This is a genomic window from Pseudomonas sp. ICMP 10191, from assembly GCF_001467335.1.
GTDB lineage: Bacteria > Pseudomonadota > Gammaproteobacteria > Pseudomonadales > Pseudomonadaceae > Aquipseudomonas > Aquipseudomonas cerasi.
Genome location: NZ_LKGW01000105.1, coordinates 1 through 23741, shown reverse-complemented (window position 1 = coordinate 23741; position 23741 = coordinate 1). Strand labels below are relative to the sequence as shown.

22 protein-coding genes are annotated in these 23741 nt (G+C 61.1%); 8 read left to right on the top strand and 14 right to left on the bottom strand.

Annotated elements, in window-relative coordinates; genetic code table 11:
* Positions 1-43: 43 nt before the first annotated feature.
* Positions 44-490, bottom strand: coding sequence for an acetyl-CoA carboxylase biotin carboxyl carrier protein (locus AO388_RS11680; RefSeq protein ID WP_058416496.1), 447 nt, complete (start codon positions 488-490; stop codon positions 44-46).
* A gap of 115 nt (positions 491-605) precedes the next feature.
* Positions 606-1517, bottom strand: coding sequence for a nitrogen assimilation transcriptional regulator NAC (nac, locus tag AO388_RS11675; protein ID WP_058416495.1), 912 nt, complete (start codon positions 1515-1517; stop codon positions 606-608).
* Between the two features lie 276 nt (positions 1518-1793).
* Between nac and AO388_RS11670 the strand changes: the two genes are divergently transcribed.
* The 3 genes from AO388_RS11670 (at position 1794) to AO388_RS11660 (ending at position 5992) form a co-directional block, all read left to right on the top strand.
* Positions 1794-3002, top strand: a complete 1209-nt coding sequence (locus AO388_RS11670) for an aspartate transaminase (RefSeq protein WP_058416494.1) — start codon at positions 1794-1796, stop codon at positions 3000-3002.
* Positions 2974-4596, top strand: coding sequence for an MFS transporter (locus tag AO388_RS11665; RefSeq protein ID WP_054081101.1), 1623 nt, complete (start codon positions 2974-2976; stop codon positions 4594-4596). The genes AO388_RS11670 and AO388_RS11665 overlap by 29 nt, the downstream gene beginning before the upstream one ends.
* A gap of 64 nt (positions 4597-4660) precedes the next feature.
* Positions 4661-5992, top strand: coding sequence for an OprD family porin (locus tag AO388_RS11660; protein WP_058416493.1), 1332 nt, complete (start codon positions 4661-4663; stop codon positions 5990-5992).
* Positions 5993-6057: 65 nt separating this feature from the next.
* Here AO388_RS11660 and AO388_RS11655 read toward each other — a convergent pair whose 3' ends face one another.
* Both AO388_RS11655 and AO388_RS11650 read right to left on the bottom strand, forming a co-directional pair.
* Entirely contained in the window at positions 6058-6366 is a 309-nt protein-coding gene (locus AO388_RS11655; protein ID WP_003370828.1) for a putative quinol monooxygenase, read from the bottom strand.
* Between the two features lie 26 nt (positions 6367-6392).
* The gene (locus AO388_RS11650; RefSeq protein WP_046719367.1) at positions 6393-7577 is read right to left on the bottom strand and encodes an L-dopachrome tautomerase-related protein; all 1185 of its coding nucleotides are present in this window, start codon (positions 7575-7577) and stop codon (positions 6393-6395) included.
* Positions 7578-7855: 278 nt separating this feature from the next.
* Between AO388_RS11650 and AO388_RS11645 the strand changes: the two genes are divergently transcribed.
* A complete protein-coding gene (locus AO388_RS11645; RefSeq protein WP_003370823.1) occupies positions 7856-8437 on the top strand; it encodes a TetR/AcrR family transcriptional regulator in 582 nt (193 codons plus the stop codon).
* A gap of 5 nt (positions 8438-8442) precedes the next feature.
* Here AO388_RS11645 and AO388_RS11640 read toward each other — a convergent pair whose 3' ends face one another.
* The 3 genes from AO388_RS11640 to AO388_RS11630 form a co-directional block, all read right to left on the bottom strand.
* Positions 8443-9417, bottom strand: a complete 975-nt coding sequence (locus AO388_RS11640; protein ID WP_003435392.1) for a biotin-dependent carboxyltransferase family protein — start codon at positions 9415-9417, stop codon at positions 8443-8445.
* On the bottom strand, positions 9414-10286 hold the full coding sequence (locus AO388_RS11635; RefSeq protein WP_003435393.1) for a 5-oxoprolinase subunit B family protein: 873 nt from the start codon (positions 10284-10286) through the stop codon (positions 9414-9416). The genes AO388_RS11640 and AO388_RS11635 overlap by 4 nt, the downstream gene beginning before the upstream one ends.
* Before the next feature lie 86 nt (positions 10287-10372).
* Positions 10373-11128 carry a 5-oxoprolinase subunit PxpA gene (locus AO388_RS11630; RefSeq protein ID WP_003370817.1) on the bottom strand — a complete coding sequence of 252 codons (756 nt, stop codon included), beginning with the start codon at positions 11126-11128 and terminating at the stop codon, positions 10373-10375.
* Between the two features lie 156 nt (positions 11129-11284).
* Between AO388_RS11630 and AO388_RS11625 the strand changes: the two genes are divergently transcribed.
* Complete coding sequence (locus AO388_RS11625; RefSeq protein WP_003346362.1) at positions 11285-12202, top strand: LysR family transcriptional regulator; 918 nt, start codon at positions 11285-11287, stop codon at positions 12200-12202.
* A gap of 12 nt (positions 12203-12214) precedes the next feature.
* On the opposite strand, the gene AO388_RS11620 is transcribed toward AO388_RS11625, so the two are convergent.
* The gene (locus AO388_RS11620) at positions 12215-13150 is read right to left on the bottom strand and encodes a LysR family transcriptional regulator (RefSeq protein WP_058416492.1); all 936 of its coding nucleotides are present in this window, start codon (positions 13148-13150) and stop codon (positions 12215-12217) included.
* Positions 13151-13306: 156 nt separating this feature from the next.
* Here AO388_RS11620 and AO388_RS11615 point away from each other — a divergent pair, with 156 nt between their 5' ends.
* Complete coding sequence (locus tag AO388_RS11615) at positions 13307-13711, top strand: RidA family protein (protein WP_058416491.1); 405 nt, start codon at positions 13307-13309, stop codon at positions 13709-13711.
* 19 nt (positions 13712-13730) lie between these two features.
* Here AO388_RS11615 and AO388_RS11610 read toward each other — a convergent pair whose 3' ends face one another.
* From AO388_RS11610 to AO388_RS11590, 5 genes are all read right to left on the bottom strand, one after another.
* Positions 13731-14072, bottom strand: a complete 342-nt coding sequence (locus AO388_RS11610; protein WP_058416490.1) for a hypothetical protein — start codon at positions 14070-14072, stop codon at positions 13731-13733.
* A gap of 132 nt (positions 14073-14204) precedes the next feature.
* A complete protein-coding gene (locus AO388_RS11605; RefSeq protein WP_054080953.1) occupies positions 14205-15455 on the bottom strand; it encodes a thiolase family protein in 1251 nt (416 codons plus the stop codon).
* Positions 15452-17338, bottom strand: a complete 1887-nt coding sequence (locus AO388_RS11600; RefSeq protein WP_058416489.1) for a feruloyl-CoA synthase — start codon at positions 17336-17338, stop codon at positions 15452-15454. The genes AO388_RS11605 and AO388_RS11600 overlap by 4 nt, the downstream gene beginning before the upstream one ends.
* A gap of 169 nt (positions 17339-17507) precedes the next feature.
* Positions 17508-18956, bottom strand: coding sequence for an aldehyde dehydrogenase (locus AO388_RS11595; protein ID WP_058416488.1), 1449 nt, complete (start codon positions 18954-18956; stop codon positions 17508-17510).
* Between the two features lie 65 nt (positions 18957-19021).
* Positions 19022-19852 (bottom strand): p-hydroxycinnamoyl CoA hydratase/lyase, encoded by an 831-nt coding sequence (locus AO388_RS11590; protein WP_003401024.1) that lies wholly within the window; start codon positions 19850-19852, stop codon positions 19022-19024.
* A 211-nt stretch (positions 19853-20063) separates the two neighbouring features.
* On the opposite strand from AO388_RS11590, the gene AO388_RS11585 reads away from it, so the two are divergent.
* A complete protein-coding gene (locus AO388_RS11585) occupies positions 20064-20552 on the top strand; it encodes a MarR family winged helix-turn-helix transcriptional regulator (RefSeq protein WP_003370802.1) in 489 nt (162 codons plus the stop codon).
* Positions 20553-20593: 41 nt separating this feature from the next.
* On the opposite strand, the gene AO388_RS11580 is transcribed toward AO388_RS11585, so the two are convergent.
* The gene (locus tag AO388_RS11580) at positions 20594-21916 is read right to left on the bottom strand and encodes an OprD family porin (RefSeq protein WP_058416487.1); all 1323 of its coding nucleotides are present in this window, start codon (positions 21914-21916) and stop codon (positions 20594-20596) included.
* Between the two features lie 327 nt (positions 21917-22243).
* Between AO388_RS11580 and mhpT the strand changes: the two genes are divergently transcribed.
* Complete coding sequence (gene mhpT / locus AO388_RS11575) at positions 22244-23464, top strand: 3-(3-hydroxy-phenyl)propionate transporter MhpT (protein WP_058416486.1); 1221 nt, start codon at positions 22244-22246, stop codon at positions 23462-23464.
* The last annotated feature ends 277 nt before the right edge of the window (positions 23465-23741 follow it).

The following is a 23741-nucleotide window of genomic DNA, read 5'->3' as shown; positions in this document are numbered from 1 at the left end:
ATCGGTGAACCCGCAAGACGGCCTGCAAGGCAGCTCAAGACCATCACGCAATGCTGAACAGCGCCTGACCGGCCTGAACCTCTTCGCCATTGGCAACCAGAATGGCAGTCACCACCCCTGCCGCCTCAGCCTTCACCGGATGAAACATCTTCATGGCCTCGACCACGGCCAGGGTCTGCCCCACCTCGACGGACGTACCGATCTCGACAAAAGGCGGCTGGTCGGGTGCCGGGGTCAGGTGCAACACCCCGTACAGCGAGGCGCACGCCTGTGTCTGTTGTACGGCGGTCGTCGTACTTGTCTGAGTCGGAGCAACAGTGCGCGCTGCGGGCGTCGTCTGCACTGTCGCAACAGCCGGATTGACGCGGTTGGCGACCTGAGCGGGCTCGCGCAGCAAACGCAGCTGCGCGTCGCCTTCACACAGGCTGAGTTCGCTCAGGTCCGATTCGGCCATCAGGTCGATAAGTGCTTTGATACGTTCCGGATTCATGCAAGAGCCCTTGCCTGGCAAATGAAATGTGGCTGAGGGCAATGTAACGAGGCAGGTTTTTGACCGCCAAGACGGTTTGACTGTGGGGTGATAAGCGCCCCTTATGACGTCGGGATCACTGCGCGCGGCGGTTGCCGCGCATTTCGGCGACCAGTTCCAGAAGGATCGCCTTGACCGCCTGGGCCGGCACCGACAGCGGCAAGTGCCCGGAGAGGCACAGCGCGAGAGGGGCTTCGATCTCGGGTTCGACAATGCGGCTCAGGTTGACCGCATGCGTGTCTGCCAGCACCCGCGCTGCAGATTCGGGAAGAATGGTCGAGCCGAATCGATCGGCGACTGCCGCGGCCAGCGTCGTCGAAGATTCGACTTCTGCCACCACCCGGGCACTGTGCTCGATACGCACAAATGCCTCGTCCACCAGACGACGGACAGTGTTGTAGGTGCGCGGCAACAGCAGGTCGATATCGGCCAGTTCCCTGAGCGGAATTTCCTCGCACCCCTGAAGCGCCTCTTCGGCACTCACCAGGTACAGCTGCTCGCGTATCAAGGGCACAAAACTCAAGCCATGTACCTCGCGTCCGCCATAAAGAACGGCCATGTCCATACGCCCGTTCATGATCAACTCACTGAGGGTGGTGCCAAAGTTCTCATTGAGGTACAGCAGAATGCCCGGATGACGCTCGCGTACGCGTTTGAGCAATGGCAGCGACAGGGTCGAAGCGGCAGTGCCGGGTGCCAGCCCTACCGACACCGGCCCCGATAACGCCAGACCACTGGCGTTGACGTCACTCTGTGCCTGCTCGCACTGGCGCAGGATCACCTGAGCATGCCCGTACAGCACCTTGCCCGCCTCGGTCGGGGTGACGCCGCGCTTGGTGCGGATCAACAACTGTTGCTGCAACTCGGCCTCCAGCGTCACCAACTGCTGACTCAGCGCAGGTTGTGCGATGTGCAGCACATCGGCGGCCTGAGTCAGGCTGCCGATATCGACAATTTTCACGAAATATTTCAAACGGCGAAGGTTCAAGGTGCTGCACTCCAGAGTCACGACACACGGGCTTCAGCAAGACCCAGGCCAGCTCTGGAAAAACCTGGCATAAGCAATTGCTATGTCAGCTCCCGCTGAACGGGCTCGCCAGTCGCTGATCCCCCTGCAACCATTGCACGCCCGCTTTTGGTGCGACGCCGGCTCATCTGCGGTCATAAGCGCTGCCTATCAACCCAGAACGAAATGGTCTTATGGCGCTCGCTGCTCTGGCTCGTAACGTATTCCCCGTCAAGGCCATCAACGAGGAATGCCAACGTGACCGCATCTCGCATCGCTGCCCGCGTGCTCCGCATCAAACCGTCGCCAAGCAGCGCTGCTGCCGATCGGGCCAATGAACTGCGGCGCGCAGGCAAATCGATCATCAATCTGGTGGTTGGCGAGCCGGACTTCGACACACCGGCGCACATTCGTCAGGCCGCCTGTGCCGCCATCGAGAACGGTGAAACACGCTACACGCTCAACGCTGGCACCACGGCGCTGCGCGAGGCAATCGCCGCCAAACTGCAGCGTGAAAACGGCCTTGCTTACGCGTCCGGCCAGATCGTGGTGACCAGCGGTGCCAAGGCCGCGATTTTCAATGCATTCGCGGCGACATTGAGTGTCGACGATGAAGTGCTGATCCCCGCGCCTTACTGGGTGTCTTACCCGGACATGGTCCTGGCCTGCGACGGTCGTCCAGTGACCCTGGCCTGCCCGGAGGAAAACCAGTTCAAGCTGACTGCCGCGCAGCTGCGCAACGCGATCACGCCGCGCACCCGCTGGCTGCTGCTCAATTCGCCGAGCAACCCGACCGGTGCCACCTACAGCGCATCCGAATGGCGCGCGCTGGCCGACGTACTGCTCGACTACCCGGACGTGCTGGTCATGACCGACGACATTTACGAGCACATTCGCTACGACGACGCTCCGCTCAGCCACCTGCTCACTGTCGAGCCAGCGCTGCGCGAACGCGTGCTGATCATCAACGGCGTGTCGAAAACCTACGCCATGACCGGCTGGCGCATCGGCTACGCAGCAGGCCCCGGCGATATCATCAACGCGATGGCGACCCTGCAATCACAGTCCACCAGCAACGCCTGCTCGGTGAGCCAGGCCGCTGCGGTGGCCGCCCTGACCGGCGACCAGTCTTTTGTCGGCGACAGCGTCAAGGTCTACAGACAGCGCCGCGATCGTTGCCTGGAGCTGATCAACGCGATTGACGGCCTGAGCTGCATCAAGCCCGAAGGCGCGTTCTATCTCTACGTCAATTGCGGCGCGCTGATCGGCAAAACCACACCGTCAGGCTCGGTACTGGAAGCCGATACGGACGTGGTTCTGTACCTGCTGGAAAGTCAGGGCGTTGCCGTTGTCGCAGGCACCGCCTATGGCCTGGCACCGTTTTTCCGGATGTCTACGGCGACTGCCCTGGAAACCCTTGAAGACGGCTGCGCGCGCATTGCGACTGCTGTCGCTGCGTTGCGCTGAGCACCTCGACATGACGACGCCGAGCCATCCGGCCCTGACCTTCAAACAGGCCTTGTTGGCCATGCTCGGCATATCACTGGTACTGGGCCTTTCCGCGCTGGATCAGACCGTCATCGGCAACGCACTGCCAAGCATCGTCGCCGAGCTCAACGGTTTCGAGTTGTACGCCTGGGTCGCCACCGGCTACCTGCTGGCCTCTATCGTGACCATCCCGATCTTTGGCCGACTGGGCGATTTTTACGGGCGCAAACCGTTCGTGCTGGCCGCAACAGTCATCTTCACGCTGGCCTCGCTGCTCTGCGCACTGGCAGACAGCATGTTGGTACTGGTGATCGGGCGAGCCTTGCAAGGTGTGGGCGGCGGTATGTTGATCGGTACTGCCTTTGCCTGTGTGCCCGAGCTGTTTCCCGACACCCGCCAGCGGTTGCGCTGGCAGGTGTTGCTGAGCGCCATGTTCAGCGTGGTCAATGCCATCGGCCCGGGGTTGGGCGGTTATCTGTCCGGCGAGTTTGGCTGGCGTTCGGTGTTTTGGTTGAACCTGCCCCTGGGCGTGATTGCCTTGTTTTTTGCCTGGCGCTTTTTGCCGTGGTATCGCCCGCAAGGCTATCGACCCCATTCTGACGGTGCGATCAGGCTCGACTGGCTCGGGGCTTTATTGATCGTCCTGACGCTGGGCAGCCTGCAACTGTTCGTCGAATGGCTGGGCCAGCGTTCTCTGTCCGTCAGCCTGACATGTGGCGCCGTGACCCTCGCTGCCATGCTCGGCCTGTGGTTCCACGAGCGCCGCTGTGCCTTTGCCTTGCTGCCCGCCGGGCTGTTCGCCAACCGCAGCATCCGCCTGCTGTTCATCATGTCGCTGTTGGCCGGCGCCATCATGTTCACCCTTCTGTTCTACCTGCCGCTGCTGTTGCAGGGCAGCTACGGCTACTCGCCAAAAGACGCAGGGTTACTGCTTACCCCACTGGCGCTGAGCATCACCCTGGGCGCCATCGTCAACAGTCGTATCGTCACGCGTCTGACAAACCCCAACTGGTTACCTATTGGCGGATTCATTGCCCTGTCGGTTGCCTGCATCGCCTTGGCACTGGTCGGACTGCACGCCGGCTTCACGACCTTACTGGGGCTGATTCTGCTGGCGGGGCTAGGTCTGGGGTTCATTCTGCTCAACCTGACCGTGTTCACCCAGACGCTCGCCGAGCGGCAATTTCTCGGCATTGCCACGGCGCTGACCCAGTCCTTGCGACTGGTCGGCGGTTTGCTGGGCACAGCGGCCATGGGCGTGCTGGTCAAGGTGCTGTATGTCGCCAATCTGCAAAGTGCGCTGAACGCAGCAGGTCAGGCGTCGGCCTTACCGCGCCTGGCCGACCCTCAGGTTCTGCTGCAGCACACGCCTGCCAATGTCGATGCGGCGCTGCTGATAGCGCGCACCGCCCTCGCCCAGGCGGTGGGCACGGGGCTGCTGACATGCGCCGGGCTGGGCGTGCTCGCGTTGCTGGTTCTGCACCGCCTGCCTCGCGTCACCCTTCATCAGGTATCCCATGCAGCAACGTCTGCAACGGATTCATCTGCAACACCTGTTCCTGAAAAACAATAAGAAACCTGACTGCCGCCCGACCCTGCCTCTCACAACACTTAATGACAGCATGAGGATGAACCCGATGGAGCGTATCAATCGCGCCACCCCTTTCGTTGCGGGCTTTTGTGGCCTGCTGATCGCGCAGCAGAGCTTTGGCGAAGGTTTTCTGGAAGACAGCAAGGCCAGTATTCTGGCGCGCAACTTCTTCAGTAACGCAGACAACCGCAGCGGCGCCGCCGACCCGAACTACACGCAGGAGTGGGGCCAGGGCTTCATGCTCAACTACCAGTCCGGCTACACGCCCGGCACCGTCGGCTTTGGCGTCGATGCGCTGGGCCAGTTGGGCATTCGTCTGGACTCGGGCAAAGGCCGTCACTACAACCCGCAAAGCACGGCGTTCAACGGCAACATATTTCCGACTGACAGCGACGGTCGTGCGGTCGACGAGTTCAGCAGCCTGGGCGCGACGCTCAAGGCACGCGTCTCCAGGACCGAACTGAAATACGGCACGCTGGTGCCCATGCTGCCGGTGGTGATGTCCACTGATCGCATGTTGCAACAGACTTTTCGTGGCGGGCAGATTCAGTCTGGCGACCTGAAGGACTTCACCTTCACCGCAGGCCAGCTGGAGCATGTCATGGGCCGTGGTTCGACCAATCAGATGGGCATGTCGATTCCGGGTGCAAACAACCCGCTGACCGGTGAGTTCGTCAACAAGTTCTACTATGCAGGCGTCGATTACAAACCGACAAAAGACCTGACCTTGCAGTACTACTACGGCAACCTGGAAAACTTCTACAAGCAGAACTTCCTGGGCCTGAAATACGACATGCAGCTGGGTCCGGGCATCCTGCGCACCGACCTGCGCCACTTCGACAACCGCTCGGACGGTGCAAACGGTCACGACCCGGCGTTCTACACGGTGGGTTATTACGGCAACGGCGTCACCAAGGGTGAAGTCGACAGCCGCCTGTCCAGCGCCCAGTTCACCTACCTGATCAATGGCCACACCTTTGCTGCGGGTTACCAGGCGGTGACCGGCGACAGTGATGCTGTCTGGCTGAATCAGGGTGACGGCTCGACTGCCTACTTCATGACCGAATCAATGATCGGTAAATTCCAGCGTGCCGGAGAGCGCACCTGGCAGGTTCGCTATGGCTACGACTTCGCCAGACTGGGCGTACCCGGCCTGAACTTCCTGGCCATGTATGAAAGCGGCTCGAACATCCAGACGTCCGACGGCGACAAGAAGGAATGGGAACGCAACGTCACTCTGAGTTATGTGGTGCAGTCCGGTCCGGCAAAGAACCTCAGCATCGCGCTGCGCCACGCGCAACTGCGCACCGAATTCGCCAGCCAGCGCGATTCCGATGAGCATAGGGTGATCGTCAGTTACCCGATCAATATTTTCTAAGGTGCTCAATACGGTGTGCTGACTCACCGCGAAAGGGCCCGGACTGACTGGGCCCTTTTGGACACTCAGCTCGATACCTGATCAAGAAATATCAACCGCGGCGGCTCTGCCAGCAACTCGCCGCTGACCGCCGCGAACTGCTGGTAGTGCGACGTGGCGACATGGGCGTCCAGTGCTGCCTGATCCTTGAAGCATTCACGCATGTAGAACGTGCCGCGCTCATCACGCGCCTCGAACAGCGTGTACTCGATATTGCCCGGCTCCGCCCGGGTCGGTTCCACCAGTGCCGATAATGCGTGTTTCAGGGCCGCCTCTTTGCCAGCACTGGCTTTCAGGACGGCCATCAAGGCCATTGGCTTTGCAGATGTGTTCATTATCGATGCTCCGGTATTCAATTCGATCAATGGGTCGGTGCGGGCGCAGCGTCTATTTTCAAACGCAGCAGGCTGTAGGGTTTTTCGCGCTTGTCGTGGCCGGCGTTGAAGTTGGCCTGGCGGTGCAACTGGTTGACGATGAAGTACAGATAGCCATCCGGGCCGATCGACAAGGTGTCAGGCCAGAGCATGCGCGGATCGTGTGCCACTGTTTGCCAGGTGCCGTCCGGCAGGCGCTTGCGAATCGAATTATGCTCGTAGTCGCCTGCGTATACGGCGCCTTTCGCATCAGCCTCCAGGCCATCCGAAGCGCCTTTTTCTCCGAGGTCCTGCACCGCCGCTGCCAACTGCTGCTCACTGACCTTGCTGTCGTTCAACAGATCGGTGGCCACGGCATACAGATGACGGCTGGACAACGGCGAGAAATACAGTGTCTTGCCGTCTGCCGACAACGCAATGCCATCCGACGCGACGCCGACCGGTTTGCGCGTTCCGTTCGGGCCATCGCCCAGCACGGCCACGCCCTCGACGACGGGTACGAAAGCCGGATCGACAGATGTTGACTGCGCCCCGTTCAGGCGCCGCACGGCGTGACCGCTGGCAATATCCATGACAATGATCGCACCCGGCCCGCTCAAGGATGAATCCGTTACATAGACCGTGCCCTCCGATCCCTTGCGCAAGTCAAAGCGCATGTCGTTGACATAAGTGCCGGGCAAGATGACGTTATCCGGAAACACCAGGCGCTTGACGATTCGGTTGGTGGCCAGGTCCACCGCAACCAGTTTGGCGCCGCCTGGACGCGGAGACGCAAAACCCGGTGCGGCCGTGTCCAGAAGCCAGACACGGCCCTTGCCGTCGGCGACCACACTCTGCACGCTGATCAGCCCATCACCAGGGTCTTTGGGGTTCTCCTTGTTGACCGCCAGATCGGGGTAGGCAACCACTTTGCCGTCACGAATCTCACCCACCGTAAACGGCACCTTGTCACCCCAACGAGGGAAGTTGACGAAAATTCGCCCGGTTTCAGTGACTGTCACACCGGTGGGCATCGCATCGTAAAAGGCATGCACCTGTTCGAGCTTGCCGATCGGTTTGTCGGCAGGCGCACTGGCAGGCAATGGAATGGCGGTCGCGCCGTAGGCCAGCGAAGTGGCGAGTGTGGCTGCGGAAATGATGGCAATTGCGGCGGAAATTTTCGTTCGATGCATGGTGCTCTCTCCTGAAGGGCCAGCGGCCCATCAGCATTGGGGGCTTTTTGTGCCATAAACAGGTTGGCGATTAGTCTGAGCTTTCTTGTTACAAAGAAAAACGCGGGTAACACGCTAACACTTTCAACGCGAAGGCGAAGATCCGTGTTGCTTACCAGCCATTCCCTGCAGTCAGCATCCTGACGATCAGCGGTTTTGATGACGGTCAGCATCAATGCTATAGTCACGCTCTTCCTGGCCCAGAAAGCCACAATCAGACAGGCAAAGAGGCGACCCCTATGAGAGTCACCAAGGCCCAGGCCCAGGCCAACCGGGCACATATCGTCGAGACGGCCTCCGTGCAGTTTCGCGAGCATGGCTATGACGGTGTCGGGGTCGCCGACCTGATGGCTGCGGCAGGCTTTACCCACGGCGGGTTCTATAAGCATTTCGGTTCAAAGTCCGACCTGATGGCCGAGTCGGCGGCGTGCGCCATCTCGCAGACCGTGGCGCAATCGACCGGCATCGATCCAGCGCAGTTCATCGATTATTACCTGTCCCGAGAGCACCGTGACAACCTTGGCACGGGCTGCCCCATGGCCGCGCTGAGCGGCGATGCAGCGCGCCAGTCGGACCCGGTCAAAGCAACCTTCGCCAACGGCATCGAGAGCCTGCTGGCAGCGCTTGCTCCCGACCAGGCAGCACCCGGCGGCGAAGAATGGAAACAGGCGCGGGCAAACACCATCGACCGCTTTGCCCATGCGCTGGGGGCGCTGCTGCTATCACGCAGCTGCCCGGATGACTCGCCGCTGGCGGACGAAATACTCGAGGTGTGCCGCGCGAAGATGCGGGCACACCTGGAGTCCGGGCAAACCGACTGACCGTCTCAGGAAGGAAACAGTTTGCTCAGGCACGCCAGCTTCTTCTTGTATGACTTGCGCGCCACCAGCGCTTCCTCCAGCGTTACAGCCACGAATCGGGCGGTCTGATTGGGTTGCATCTGACCGATCAGATCCAGGTCCGCGCTGATCACCGTGCCGATCATCGCGTAGCCACCGCCCGATACGGCATCACGGTGCAAGACAATCGGTTCCAGCCCGGCAGGCACCTGAATTGAACCGATCGGGTAGCAGCTGTCGACGATATTGGATGGATCGGAACCGGCGCCGAAGGGCTGCTCCCTGGGCTGGAAGGTCAGCGCCCTGCCCCCCTTGAAGCGATAACCGATGCGGTCGGCTTCCGACCCTACGCTCCAGGGCTCGGAGAAAAAACTGGTGGCGGCAAACTCGGTCAGACGCTCGTAATACAGGCCCGGCACGACCCGCAGATACACTTCCCCGCCCAGAGACTGGCGCAAGGCCATCGGCAGGCTGGCCCCGGCACGTCCCTTGCCGCTGGGCGTGCCTATCGGCAGCAGGTCATCAGCGGCCAGTCGGCGCCCCTGAAAACCGCCAAGCGCACCCAGCGTGTAAGTCGAACGGCTGCCCAGTACCAGCGGCACATCGATACCGCCCGCGACGGCCAGATAGGTACGCGCGCCGTCCTTGGGGAAGTCGAAGCGCAGCACTTGCCCGGCCTTCACCGCAAAGGCAGTGTCGTGGTGCATTTCCACGCCGTCGAGGCGCGCCGCCATGTGCGCGCCGCAGACCGCAGCCAACGTGTCGCACTGGAACTCCAGTTCCGGCCCCAGCAGTGTGCATTCAAGCCCCGCCGCGCCGGGCGGATTGCCGACCAGCTGATTGGCGGCGCTGAGGGCATACTGATCGAGTGCACCGGAGGGCGGTATGCCCAGGTGGTAATAGCCCTCGCGGCCGAGGTCCTGAACCGAGGTGGCCAGACCGGGTTTGAGCACCTTGATCATGCCAGCACCTCCTGCAACGACTTGGGATAGCCCACCGGATCGGCGAGAAAGGCATCCAGTGAAAACTCGACCGGGCGGATGCGCAGATCGAAGCGTCCGGCTTCCACCTCTGCGACAGCCTCGTCATAGGCTTGCCGGTCAAGCGGTTTGAACTGGACGATGTCGCCAGGCCGGAAAAACACCATGTGCTCTTTCAGATAGGCCAACCCCTGCTGCGGGTCATAGATCGGCGCCGGAGTGACGCCAAACATCTGATAACCGCCCGCCCCGCGTACCGAATAGATACAGCCGAAGCAGCCGCCGTGACCGAGTGTGAGCTTGGGGGTATCGGTGCGCGGACGCAGGTATTTGGGCACTTGCAGCTGGCGTTCGCGTTCCACCATCTGGAACATGAACGGCAGACCGGCGACAAAACCGACCATCGAAACGAACCACGGCGCGCCGCTGTGCGCCGCGATGAAGGCATCGACATCCGCCAGATTATTGATGCGTGCTGCGTATTCCAGGTCGGTGGAACCGGGGTCCTGATGGCGGTCACGAAAGCGCATCAGGGTTTCGTGGGTCCACGGATCGTTGTACAGCACCGGGATCTCGATGATCCGGGTCTGCAGGGTACGTTCGGCGACTGCACCGGCCTCGGCCGCCCTCACCGCCTCGAGCAAGGCATGCGGTGCGATACGGTCCGGGTCAAAACGAATCTGGAATGACGCGTTGGCCAGACACACGTCCAGCACACCATCGAGCGCCAGACGCTCGACCGCACGGGTCACCGCAAGCCCCGTGAAAAATGCTTCCAGCGACATACTGTCACTGACTTCGGCGAACAGATGTTCATCAGCGCCAAAGCTGTAGCGAATCGGATCAGCCATGTCTGTTCCTTTCTTGAAATCGTTGTAGAACGGCAGGCAAAAATCAGTAACACAGCTCGTGCGTCTACGCGCACGATGCCGTTGACTCAACGCGGTGCACGCACCTTGACGCCTGCAGCGTCCAGCGCCAGGCGTGTCGCTTCTGCAAGGTCCAGCGCGCCGGGCGTATCGCTGTGCAGACAGATCGAATCGAATTCGATGCTCAGGTCCTCACCTTCGACAGTACGCACCAGACCTTGCAGGCAAGCGCGCACCACGCGGGCTGCGACTTCGGTCGGGTCCAGGGCCCGTACGTGACGGGTGAAAACGATGGAGCCGCTGAGGTCGTAATCGCGATCGGCGTAGAACTCGCGGATCACCGGCTGGCCCAGCTCCTCGGCGATCTTGCAGATCACCGAACCGGGCATGCAGTAAAGCAGCAAATCGGGCTCCAGGCGCTGCAGGTTTTCCACCAGCAGGCGGGCTGCGGCTTCGTCCCTGGCCAAGTGCATGTACAAGGCTCCGTGGGGTTTGAAATGCTGCAAGGCCACACCCTGGACCCGCGCCAGCTCGCGCAGGGCGCCCAGTTGGTAGAGCATGTCGTCGACCAGTTCCTGGGGCGTCGAGTTGATATGCCGGCGGCCAAAGCCGACCAGATCACGGAACCCCGGGTGTGCGCCGATGGCAACGCCCAGACGTTTCGCCTGCTCGATCGTGCGGCGCATGGTGCCAGGGTCGCCCGCGTGAAAACCGGTCGCAATATTGGCCGAGCTGATAAAGGTCATCAATTCAGTATCGACGCCGTCACCAATGGTCCAAGCGCCAAAGCTTTCACCCATGTCCGAGTTGAAATCCACCTGCATGGCTGTTGCTCCTGTGGGCTGTCCGGACAAGGGGCTATCCGGCTTCATGCAAAGCACGTTAAATTCACCCGCACCCCTTGGGTAGATCTATTAACAGATACGCCATCTTCTGAAAAACAGATACCCCGCTACATCGAACGTCTGTCTGGAGTGCTTATGTCCCTGACCTTGCGCCAGGTCCGTTATTTCGTGGCAACTGCCGAGATCGGGCAAATCTCGCAGGCGGCCATTCACCTGAACATTTCCCAGTCGGCGGTCACCACGGCGATCAAGGAGCTGGAGAGCATGCTCGGCACCCTGCTGTTTCAGCGCTCGGCGCAAGGCATGAGCCTGACTGAAGCAGGCCGTCATTTTCTCAACAGGGCTTACGTCATTCTGCGCAGCGTCGATGATGCGCTGAACAGTCCGCTGCCCGATATCCGCGCCAGCGGCGTATTGCGTCTGGCCGCCAGCTACACGGTCATCGGCTACTTCCTGCCGCATCATTTGCAGCGCCTGGAGCACTGGCACCCGGACGTCGCCATCGAGGTACATGAGCAGGAAAGACAAGCCATCGAACAAGGCCTGCTACAAGGTCGCTTCGACATGGCGGTGGTGCTGACGGCCAACATCACTCACCCGGATATCATCTCGGAAACGTTGTTCAACTCCGAGCGCCGCCTGTGGCTGTCCAGCCATCACCCGCTGTGTCAACGCGCCTCTGTCAGCCTCGCCGACGTCGCGCAGGAGCCCTATATCCTGTTGACCGTCGACGAAGCCGAACAAAGCGCCATGCGCTACTGGGAACTGGCCGGGCAGCAGCCAAACGTCAGAATCCGCACCAGCTCGGTGGAAGCAGTACGCAGCATGGTCGCCAACGGCAGCGGCGTGGCGATCCTTTCCGATCTGGTGCATCGCCCCTGGTCGCTGGAAGGCAAGCGTATCGAAACGATCACCGTCACCGACACAGTAACGCCCATGAGCGTCGGCCTGGCCTGGCACCGCGAACGTGAATTGAGCCCGGCCATGCAGGCCTTCCGCAACTATTTTCATGACGCATTTCTGGCCCCGCAGCAACTGTCGGCACGGCGTTGAACCCGCGGCACGCTATTGCGCAGGCCGTGTCGGTGGCCGAGTGACGGGCGCATGCTCGGCCATCAGCTCGGTGATCCAGTCGATAAACACGCGGACCTTGATGCTGATGTGACGGTTCGGCGGGAAGGCCACGTACATCGGCATGCTGTCCAGCTGCCAGTCTTCGAACAGCGGGACAAGGGCTCCGCGCTCCCGATATGGCCTGGCCATGTAGTCCGGCAGCCAGAGAATGCCCATTCCGGCCAGCCCTGCGGCAACGTAGGCATTGCCATCATCCACCGCCAGCGTATAGCGCCCCTGCACATGGACCTTTTCCCCGGCGCGGTGCATGGCGTAGGGCAGCGCCTTGCCGGTGCGCGCCCACAGATAGCCGACGATGCGATGGGCCGAGTCTTCAAGCTCTTGCGGATGAACAGGCGTGCCCATGCGCTGCAGATAGTCCGGCGCAGCGTAAACGCCCAGTTGCAGGTCGCCCACCCGCCTCGCCATCAGCGACTGATCGGCTATTTCACCTCCCCGCACCACGCAGTCGACGTTCTCGCCGATCAGATCGACCATACGGTCGCTGACGCCCATATCGATCTGAATGTCCGGATAACGCGCATGAAACCCTGGCAAGGCGGGCAACAGCAGCATGCTGGCCAGCGGGCTGGGTACGTCCACGCGCAAACGCCCTCTGGGCAGCGATGTTGCACTGGACAGGCTGGTCTCGGCGTCATCCATATCGGCCAGCAGCCTGACCACGCGCTCGTAAAATACCGCACCGTCGGCAGTCACGTTAACCCGCCGCGTGGTGCGGTTGAGCAGCTTGACCCGCAAGCGTACCTCCAGTTGCTGCACCAGTTGCGTCACGCTGGTCTTGCTCATGTGCAGCGTGCTGGCAGCCTTGGTGAAACTGCCGGTTTCCACCACGCGAGCAAACGCTTGCATTGCGTCGAAACGGTCCATCCTCGCCCCGCCTGTCTTGTCCCATCAGCCTGTCGATTGTTTGGGTTTCCCAAACAGTGCTGAGTACGGTTGCTCGTTTATCGCGCTGACGCAAGTCCTTACTGTGGCTTCAACGCTGACTTCAGCCTTCGTACTCAAGCTCTGATGGAGATCCCCATGACCCAACGTGACGTCGTTTTCCCGGCTGGCCGCCAGGCGCTTTACGAGCGCAATCGCTATTCGCCCGCCATACGCTCCAATGGTTTTCTGCTCGTGTCCGGACAAGTCGGCAGTCGCGAAGACGGCTCACCCGAGCCTGATCTGGAAAAACAGGTGCGCCTGGCGTTCACCAACCTGAACGCCATCCTGCTGGCGGCCGGTTGCACGTTCGACAATGTGGTCGACGTGACGGTGTTCATTGTCGATCCCGAGACAAGGTTCGAGCGGATATGGAAGGTAATTCCCGAGTTTTGGGGCGAAGCGCCGCACCCGACCCTGACCGGCGTCGGCGTCACCTGGCTGTATGGCTTCGATTTTGAAATCAAGGTCATCGCCAGGCTGCCGGAAGCCGTCGAGCAATAACCGGGCAGCGTGGGTACGCTCAGCGGCGAATCGGCACCACACGGTCGCTTGCATCCGCCGCCAGGTGCTCTTCGAACTGCTGGAAGAACTGCCCGGAAACGACATGATCGAGAAACTGCGCCTGCTCTTCGGTGGCCAGACGTATCGGCGAGTAGCCGTCGGCATCGGGCACTGCGAAAAGGCGCGCCTTGCGTTCGTGGGCCACCGCGATGAACGCCCTTTTCTCTTCGTCGGACATCGACGAAAAACAATCGGAAAGATTTTCCAGCGAGCGCACCGCCAGATCCTGGTCGAGCTGCTTGTCATCCGTGAACATCAAATGCCAGACGAAATCGAAAGAAAGCTCAGCGAGGGCACGCATAGACGGGGTTCCGTGGGGTCGAGAGGTGCGAGATTCACCGTTCGCCACGATTCGGTCAAGCGCTAAAGGATGACCTGCGTGAGGCGTAGCGTTTAAAGCAGGAAAATGTCGCATTTGCGGGTATTTGCCTGGCTAGACACGGCTGGACGCACAGTGGGGATTCTCGATCAGCAGCGCCATGCCTTGCCCGCCGCCGACGCAGGCTGCCGCGATACCGTAACGCAGGCCTGCGTCGCGCAGTTGACGGGCCAGAGTCATGACCAGACGCAGCCCGGTGGCAGCCAATGGGTGACCCAGGCCCAGTGATCCACCCAGGCAGTTGAGCCGCTCGTGGTCCAGCTCCAGCGTTTGTGCCACTGCCAGAACCTGAGCGGCCTGCGCTTCATTGATTTCAAGCCGACCGATATCGCTCAGCGCCAGCCCGCTGCGCTGTAACAGCAAGCGGATCGCAGGTGCGGGGCCGATACCCATAAACTCTGGAGCGACACCCGTCACCGCGCTGGCCAGCAGATGCGCCAACACCGGTCTCGTTGACTGTGAAGCACGCCCCACCAGGGCCGCCGCCGCGCCATCGACCACCGCACAGCTATTGCCTGCGGTCTGCACACCGTTCGCGTGAATGGCGCGCAAACGCGATAGCGCTGCCAGATGGGTCGCACGCGGATGGCTGTCCTGCGTGACCACTTCAACCCCACGCGGCAACTCGATGCCACGCGGCTGATAGCCTTCCAGCGCAAAGCGCTCGCGGCTGACCGGGACAATTTCCTCGGTCCATTTGCCGGAAATCTGTGATTGCAGCGCCCGCTCATGGCTGAGCAAGGCATAACTGTCTACCGCCTCACGACTCAATCCATGACGCTTGGCGAGGTTGTCTGCGGTGGAGATCATGTCCATCGCCGGTGCCGGGTCATACAGCGCTTCCCAGAGAAAATCCTTGAACTGCACGGCGGCACCGAGCGAGAAGCCATTGCGGTGGATATAGGCCGCGATCGGGTTGCGCGACATGGACTCGGCGGCGACGCACAGCGCCATCTGCCCACCTTCGCCCACGTGCAAGGCGGCCTGGCGCAACAGTTCGAAACCGGTCGCGCAGATGCGTTGCACACCCAACGCCGGAACGCTCTGCGCGACGCCGCTGTACAGGCCGATGTGCCGGGGCAGCAGGTACGCATCGAAACTGGCCTGCGCCATCGAGCCGGCCAGTACGCTGTCGACCTGATCCGCCTGAATGACGGCCCGCGCCAGGACCTCGCGGCCGACCTTGATACCCAGATCGATGGGCGAAACAGGCGCCAGAGCACCGCCCAGATCCACCCAGGGTGTGCGCACGGCATCGACGATGGCCACGTCGCTGAATGCCGAATACTGCCCGCAGCCACTCATGCCCTGGGCTCGGCACTGAGCTTGTCGGGGTCCTGATCACGGTACAGCGCTTCGACCTTGTCTGCGCGCCACTGCAGGACGGCGCGCTGGTTGATCGACCCCTTGTCGGTGATTTCGCCGCGATCGATAGACGCGGGCTCATCAAGCAGCACGATCCACTCCAGCCGGCTGGCGTTGCCGTTCGCGCCCTGGTTCAGGCGCGCCAGCCAGCCGGCGAACCACTCACGCACCGGCGCACTGGCCAGGACCTGCGCATCGCTGGCCTGTGCATCCAGCCCGGCCAGTTGCCGGCACTCGTGCACCCTGGGAAACACCAGCGCCCCAAGGCATTCGCGGTCAGGCGCGGTGATGACCACATCCTGCACGTACGGCGAGCCTTCCAGCACCGCGCGGTTGCGCATCGGGCCGACACTGACGAACACGCCCGACGACAGCTTGAAATCCTCGGCCAGTCGCCCGTCGAACATCAGGCCCAGCTCCGGGGCCGCAGGATCGGCAAGCTTGATCGCATCGCCGGAGCAATAGAAGCCGTTCTCGTCGAACACTTCGGCCGTCTGCTGCGGCGAGCGCCAATAGCCCGGCATGATGTGCGGGCCACGAAAACGCCCTTCGAGCTTGCCATCCACCGGCACCAGGCACACTTCGCATCCCGGTGCGGGCAGGCCGATATATCCGGCCATCGACAAGGGCCCGGTGGTGAACGTGCAGGACGGCGCGGCCTCGGTCATACCCAGTCCGGCCATCATGCGAATCCGCTCGCCGCAATGCTGCTCGGCCACCCGGTCAAGACGATCCCAGATGCTTTGCGACAGGCCGGCAGCGGCGAAGAAGAACAGCTTGATGCGCGAGAAGAATCGCTCGCGCAGCTCGGCGTCCTGCTCCAGTGCGTTGACCAGCTCTTCCCAGCCCTTGGGCACAGTCAGGTAAGCGGTAGGCGAAATTTCCTTGAGGTTGCGCAGCGTCTCGGCGAAGCCTTGTGCGGTTGGCTTGCCGTTGTCCAGATAGAACGTGCCACCGTTGTACAGCACAATACCGATGTTGTGACTGCCGCCGAAGGTGTGGTTCCAGGGCAGCCAGTCGACCAGCACGGGCGGCTCTTCGCCGAACACCGGGAACGTCTGCAACAGCATCTGTTGATTGGCACACAGCATGCGCTGGGTAGTCACCACCGCCTTGGGCAGTTTGGTCGAGCCCGAAGTGAACAGAAACTTGGCGATGGTGTTGGGGCCGCTGGCCAGGAAAGCGGCCTCGGCCTCGCTGCCACCCGGCTCTTCGAGCAGGCTGGAGAAGCTCAGCTGAGGCCTGCCATTGAGCTGTCCGCGTACAGTGATGACGGGCGTGTCCGCAGGAATGATCGCATCGATGGCACGCTGAAACGGCGCGGCATCGCTGACAAATACCAATCCTGGCTGCAATACGTCGCAGACGTGGCGTAACTTGGCGAAATCCTGAGACATGACCGAATACGCCGGTGATACCGGGCAGTACGGAATGCCGGCGTACATGGCCCCCAGAGCAAGCTGCAAGTGCTCGATGTCGTTACCTGACAGCAACACCAGCGGCCGATCGGCGGAAAGGCCGTACGCCAGCAGGCTCTGTGCGATAGCGCGCACGTCAGTCAGCATCTCGGCATAACTGACCTTGCGCCAGCCGCTCCGGCTGTCGCGCGCGGCAATGAAGGTCTGTTGTGGACGCAACCGCGCCCAGTGCACCAGTCGGTCGAGCAGCCGGTCGGGTAACCGCGCCAGAGGTTCCAGGGCTCGCATGTGCAGAACGCCCTGCTCTTCCCGCACCTCGATGGGCGGGTGGCCGATGGAGACCTGACGGTAGCGCGGTGGATTATCTTCACTCTGCAACGTTGATGATCTGATATCGGAACTCACGTGCGTTCTCTCCATCAAGGTACGCAGGCACCAAACGCCATGCAGCGGTCCGGGCCGAGCGTTGCAGCACCAGGCTGCAGCCTTGTTATTGTTATGCCTGACTTACCGGCGACACAGTCTTGTACAAAAGACCGCTGCCGCCAGCCTGGAAGCGTTCGAATCGGATGGCTCAGATCGGATAGTGCCTGGGCCCGTTTTGCAGCGTCACCCAGCGCAACTGGGTAAAGTGCTCGATCGAAGCCTTGCCGCCGAAACTGCCATAGCCGCTGGACTTCACCCCACCGAAGGGCATTTGCGCCTCGTCGTGCACGGTGGGTCCGTTGATATGGCAGATCCCGGACTCCACCCGTTGCGCAAGCGCCAGCGCGCGGCTGGTGTCACGACTGAAAATCGCCGCCGAGAGACCGAAATCCGAATCGTTGGCCAGCCGCAACAGCGCCTCGTCACCGTCGCCGCGCAGCACCACGGCCACCGGGCCGAAGGACTCTTCGCGGTACAGGCGCATGGCATCTGTCACGCCGTCGAGCAGCGTCGGTTGCAGAATGCTGCCCTGCAGTTGCCCGCCCGCCACCAGCGTTGCGCCAATCGCCACAGCGTCGTCAATCAGGCCCTTGATGCGCGTCCCGGCACCCACGTCGACCAGCGACCCGAGAACTGATTCGCTGTCATCCGGATTACCGGCGCGCAACGTTTTGATCTTGGCCGTCAGCTTGGCAACGAAGGCATCGGCGACCTTATGGTCGACGATCAGCCGTTCGGTGGACATGCAGATCTGGCCCTGATTGAAGTAGGCGCCAAAGGCGGCGGCCTCTACTGCCGCGTCTAGATCCGCGTCGTCAAGCACCAGAAACGGTGCCTTGCCACCCAATTCCAGCAGTGCCGGTTTCAGATACCGCGCCGACAGCTCACCGACGATGCGGCCTACATGAGTGGAACCGGTGAAATTGACCCGCCGCACTGCCGGGTTGGCAATCAGGCGCTCGACAATCGCCGGCGCATCGGCCGGCGCGTTACTGATCACGTTCACCACGCCGTCACCCAACCCGGCATCCTGCAGCACCTGGCCGATCAGCCGATGCACGGCGGGACTGAGCTCCGAGGCCTTGAGCACCACGGTGTTGCCGCAGGCGAGTGGCATGGCGATGGCCCGTGTGGCGAGAATCACCGGCGCATTCCACGGCGCGATACCGAGGACCACACCGCAGGGCTGGCGCAGCGCCATGGCAAAATTGCCGGGAACATTGGAAGGAATGACATCGCCGGTGATCTGCGTCGTCATGGATGCCGCTTCGCGCAGCATGTTGGCGGCCAGCTGTACGTTGAAGCCGTACCAGTTGGCCATTGCTCCGGTTTCGCCGGCAGCAGCGATGAATTCGCCGCTGCGGGCCTGCAACTGCGTAGCAGCCTCGAGCAGACGCGCCCGACGCTCGCCGGGCACCATCGCCGCCCATGAGGGGAACGCAGCCTGAGCGGCTGCGACTGCCGCATCGGCATCTTCCAGAGTCGCCGCCGCTACCCGCGAAACCACCTCGCCAGTCACCGGGTTGCAGCGTTCAAATGTACGTCCGTCACGCGCGGGGCACGACTGTCCGCCGATCAGCAGGGGCACGTCCAGCATGGTGATTCCTCTTTATTGTCTTTATCAGGAACTACAGACTTGGCTCGAAACGTCTGGATATCAGACTAGCGTTTGTACGCTTCCAGACCAGGCTTGATGCTCTTGTCATCGAGGAACTGCTTCATGCCCTGCTCGCGCCCGCCTTCCTTGTCCAGTAGACGTGACTGGTCCAGCTTGGCGTACAGATAGTCTTCGTTCTGCTCCCAGGTCAGTTCGCGGCAGCGTTTGAAGCCGTGCTTGGCGGCGCGCAGTACCACCGGATTCTTTTCCAGCAGATTATTGGCCAGATCGATGGTCACCTGACGCAGTTGTGCCAGCGGTACGCTTTCATTGACGAGGCCCATTTCAGCGGCTTTCTGACCGTTGAAGGTTTTGCCGGTCATAATGTAGTACAGCGACTGGCGGTGGCCCACAGTGTCGGCCATGGCCTTGCTCACCAGGTTGCCGGGCGGAATGCCCCAGTTGATTTCCGACAGGCCGAAGGTCGCTTCATCGGCGCAGATCGCCAGATCACAGGCCACCAGCGGGCTGAAACCTCCACCGAAGCACCAGCCGTTGACCATCGCGATGGTTGGCTTGGCGTACATGCGCAACATCTTCCACTGCCACTGGGAGGCTTCGCGACGGATTTTTTCCTGCAGAATTTCCGGTCCGGCGTCCACCTCGCGGAAATACTCCTTGAGGTCCATGCCAGCGGTCCACGCCTCGCCGGCACCGGTCAGCACCAGAACGCCCGCATCGGGATCCTGCTCCAGGGTTTCCAGCACATCGATCATTTCGCGGTTCAGGGTCGGGCTCATGGCGTTGCGTTTTTCCGGCCGATTGAGGATGACCCACGCGATACCTTGCTCGATCTCGACCTTGATGGTTGACCAGCGGCCTTCATATTTGCTCATGGCGATGCTCTCTTGTTCTTGGCTTGAAGATGACTCAAAGCTAAACCGCAAATATAGTTATGTCAATTAACTGTTATTCACATTAATCAAAATCTCGGCACTCCGCCCGAACAGGCTGGTCACAGTCACGTATGCCCCATAGCTATCGTTCGCCAACCTCGGCAAACTGACCGGCTGATTGACCCATCAAACCATAAGGACCGCATTTTCAATGGCCAAGCCATCTGACATCGCCGACGTTTGCCAGGCTCCCGTACAGGCTGCCGAGGCACGTTTGCCAACGGATTCTGCGCTGGATGATCTGATCGGTTATGCCATGCGCCGCGCACAACTCAAGCTGTTCCAGAACCTGATCGGACGTCTTTCCGCACACGACCTGCGCCCGGCGCAGTTCTCGGCGCTGGCGATCATCGAGCAGAACCCGGGTCTCATGCAGGCAGACCTGGCCAAGGCGCTGGCGATCGAACCGCCGCAGGTCGTTCCATTACTGAACAAGCTCGAAGAGCGTGCGCTGGCCGTCCGGGTGCGTTGCAAGCCGGACAAACGCTCATACGGCATTTTTCTCAGCAAAAGCGGCGAAACACTGCTGCGCGAATTGAAACAGATCGCCGTGGACAGCGACCTGGAATCCACCGCCGCGCTGGATAAAAAGGAACGTCAGGACCTGCTCAGGTTGCTGAAAAAGGTGTATCAATCGTAAAAGCGCTCATCGACGGCTTCCCTGCCGTCGATGCGCGATGATTACCAGAGCGGCAAGCTGTATTGCACGATAAAGCGTGTCTGGTTCTCGTCACGAAAGGCTGCACCCGCCGGGAAGTCGTTGCGATAGATCGACTTGCGCGCCAGCAGCCCGACGTTCTTCAGCGGACCGCTTTGCACGACGTAGCCCAGTTCCATCTGAAACTCACGCTCCTTGCGATCATCGGCATTGAAAGCGGCCAGCTCGATGTTGTCGCCGCGCACGTAACGCAGACGACTGCGCAGCCCGACCAGCCCGACGGCCGTGAAGTCATAGTCGTAGATGGCTTGCCAGGTGCGCTCCTTGGCGTTGAGGAAGTCCGAGCTCATGGTCATCTCGCTCAACCCCATCAGTTCGGTGCCCGAGACATAAGGCGTTGCCGTGTCGCCACTGGAATGCATGTAGCCAAGGCTCACGCTGTGCCCTCCCCACTTGTAGCCAAGCAACGCGGAAAGGTTCTGGTTGTCTACTTCGCCGGCCTTCGCACTGCCGGTATCGCGGCTGAAAAAGCTGCGCAGATCGGTGGTCAGCACGCCGTCGCCAATCGCCAGCTTGTGCAACAGGGCCAGGGTGTTCTGGGTGTAGAGATCGTCTACCTCGGCGTGGTACGCCCGCAGGCTCAGGTCCTTGTTGACCTGATAATCGCCTCCGGCGTAAGCCATGTGCGACGAGGTTGCCGCCCCATTGAAACGGCGGTTCGGTGAAGCGAGGCTGATGGGCTGGTAGTTGCTCGAGTCACGTTTGTTGACCCGGTCGATGTAGCCCGCATTGAGGGTCAGGTCATCGATGTCCTTGGAGGTCAGCGTGGTGCCACGAAAGGTCTGCGGCAACAGTCGCGAGGGGCTGGCGAAAGCGAACGGCAGGAAAATCGACACGTCGCCGGTCTTGACCGTGGTTTCGTGAAATTTCAGCTTGCCGGTCAGGGCCAGCCGCGAATACTCGTCAGCCGCCCGGCCATCGCTGGCGGATACTGGCAACAGCTCGGTGCCGCTGCGGTCTGGCGAGGAATCCAGTTTCCCCCCGACCAGCGCTCGCGCATCGAGACCGAAACCCACCGGCCCTTGGGTAAAGCCGGACTCCGCATTCATGATGAAGCCCTGCGCCCATTCCCGAGTCGCAGTCTTGGCGCCATCATCCTTGTAATCGCGGTCCATATAATAGTTGCGCAGCGTCAGGGTGCCATGGCTGTCATCCAGAAAGCCCTGCGCCTGTGCAGGGTCGGGAATGGCACTGATACCCAGCAGGCCCAGTGCAAGGCCACAACGTTTTCCACGTAAAAAGGGAGCTGACACAGCGCTTGCTGCATCATGAGCGAGCTTTGACATGTTCGGTGTCCACTTATTGTTGTTGTTTTTGGAGTCGGTCCGGCGCTAACTGCGGGCCCGTGAGTAGAGAATTGAAAGATTCCACCGCCGCGTCAATCCAAAATGACCGATAATCGAACATTAATACTATTAACTACTTTATCAGCTTGTTGATATTCCGCTGCTAACTCAATGTTTTTGAAAGACTAAACACTTCTTTTTATCACTCTCCCAGTCAGATTCACTTTTTAGTTATTTTTGTTACCTTGATAACGACCTGTCACAACGCCTCGATTGGCGCTCGGGAACAGGCTTTTCTCCAAAACAAAAACAACAATGAGGCTTGCCATGAACAGTCCATTACGTCGATCGACGCTGACCATTGTCTTGTGTTTTATCGTTGCGCTCATCGAGGGTTTCGACCTGCAGGCTGCCGGAACGGCGGCCGCCGGGTTGCGCCAGACCTTCGCCCTTGATCCAAAAATGATGGGCTGGGTGTTCAGCGCCGGGATCATCGGGCTGCTGCCTGGGGCGTTCTTTGGCGGATGGATTGCCGATCGCATCGGCCGCAAGAAGATTCTGGTGAGCGCAGTGCTGCTGTTCGGGGTCTTTTCGCTGAGCACTGCGTATGTCGAAAGCTTTTCCGGCCTGTTGCTGGTGCGCTTCATGACGGGCCTGGGTCTGGGGGCGGCGTTGCCCAACCTGATTGCCCTGTGTGCAGAAGCTGCAAGCGAACGTCACCGCGGCCTGGCCATCAGCGTCATGTACGCAGGTGTTCCACTGGGCGGTGCCCTGGCGGCGGTCGTCGCCATGTTCACCAGCGAGCATTGGCAAACCACGTTCATCATCGGCGGTCTGGTGCCGCTGTTGGTGGCTCCGCTGATGATCCTGTTGCTGCCCGAGTCCAGCGCTTTCAAACAGCAGACCAGTGCTGACAGCGTTCGGCATTCAAGCGCCACTGCGTTGTTCGGCGAAGGCCGGGCTCGCACCACGCTGGCGTTGTGGCTCGGCTACTTCTTCACCCTGACCGTGATGTACATGCTGCTCAACTGGCTGCCTTCACTGCTGATCGGTCAGGGCTTCAGCAAACCGCAGGCGGGCATGGTGCAGATGTTGTTCAATATCGGCGGCGCACTGGGCTCGCTGTTGGGCGGGTTGTTGCTTGATCGCTGCAATGGCATCAAGGTCGTGCTGTTCGTCTATGCCGGCTTGCTAGCAGCGCTGGCAGGCGTGGGTCTGTCGGTCGGTATCGTACCGATGGCCATTGCCGGGTTTGCAGCCGGGGTGTTCGTCATCGCCGCGCAGTTGGTGCTGTATGCGCTGGCCCCGCCGTCCTACCCGACCTCGGTACGCGCCACCGGTGTAGGTGCTGCAGTAGCCATCGGCCGTCTCGGTTCGGTTGCCGGCCCGCTGGCGGCCGGACAACTGCTGGGCGCTGGCGCTGGAACCGCCGGCGTACTGCTGGCCACCTCCCCAGGCCTGGTGATTGCCGCACTGGCGGCGATTACAGTGCTATCCAGGTCTGCCGCCGTCGAGCAACGTGAGCTCAAGGCTGCAGGGTCGAGCTGATCAAGGCCCTCTTCGCGAACAAGCGAAGCGTCGCCCGGTCCACTCCCACGGCCTCCGGCCAGAATCAAAAGCGGATTTATGTATAACAATGAGCAATCCGTGTCACATCGTTCTGGGGGTTAAGTGAGATTTGTTTTAGATCTCAGGCTGCTTTTTTGATCGCGATGGCACTGTCGACGCAGAGTACGACGTTAGTGACGGCTGAGTCCTGGCGCTGAGATGGGGCCAAAGTAACCAAAGCCCCTCGCTCCTGTTTCCGGCCCGACTTCGTCGGGTT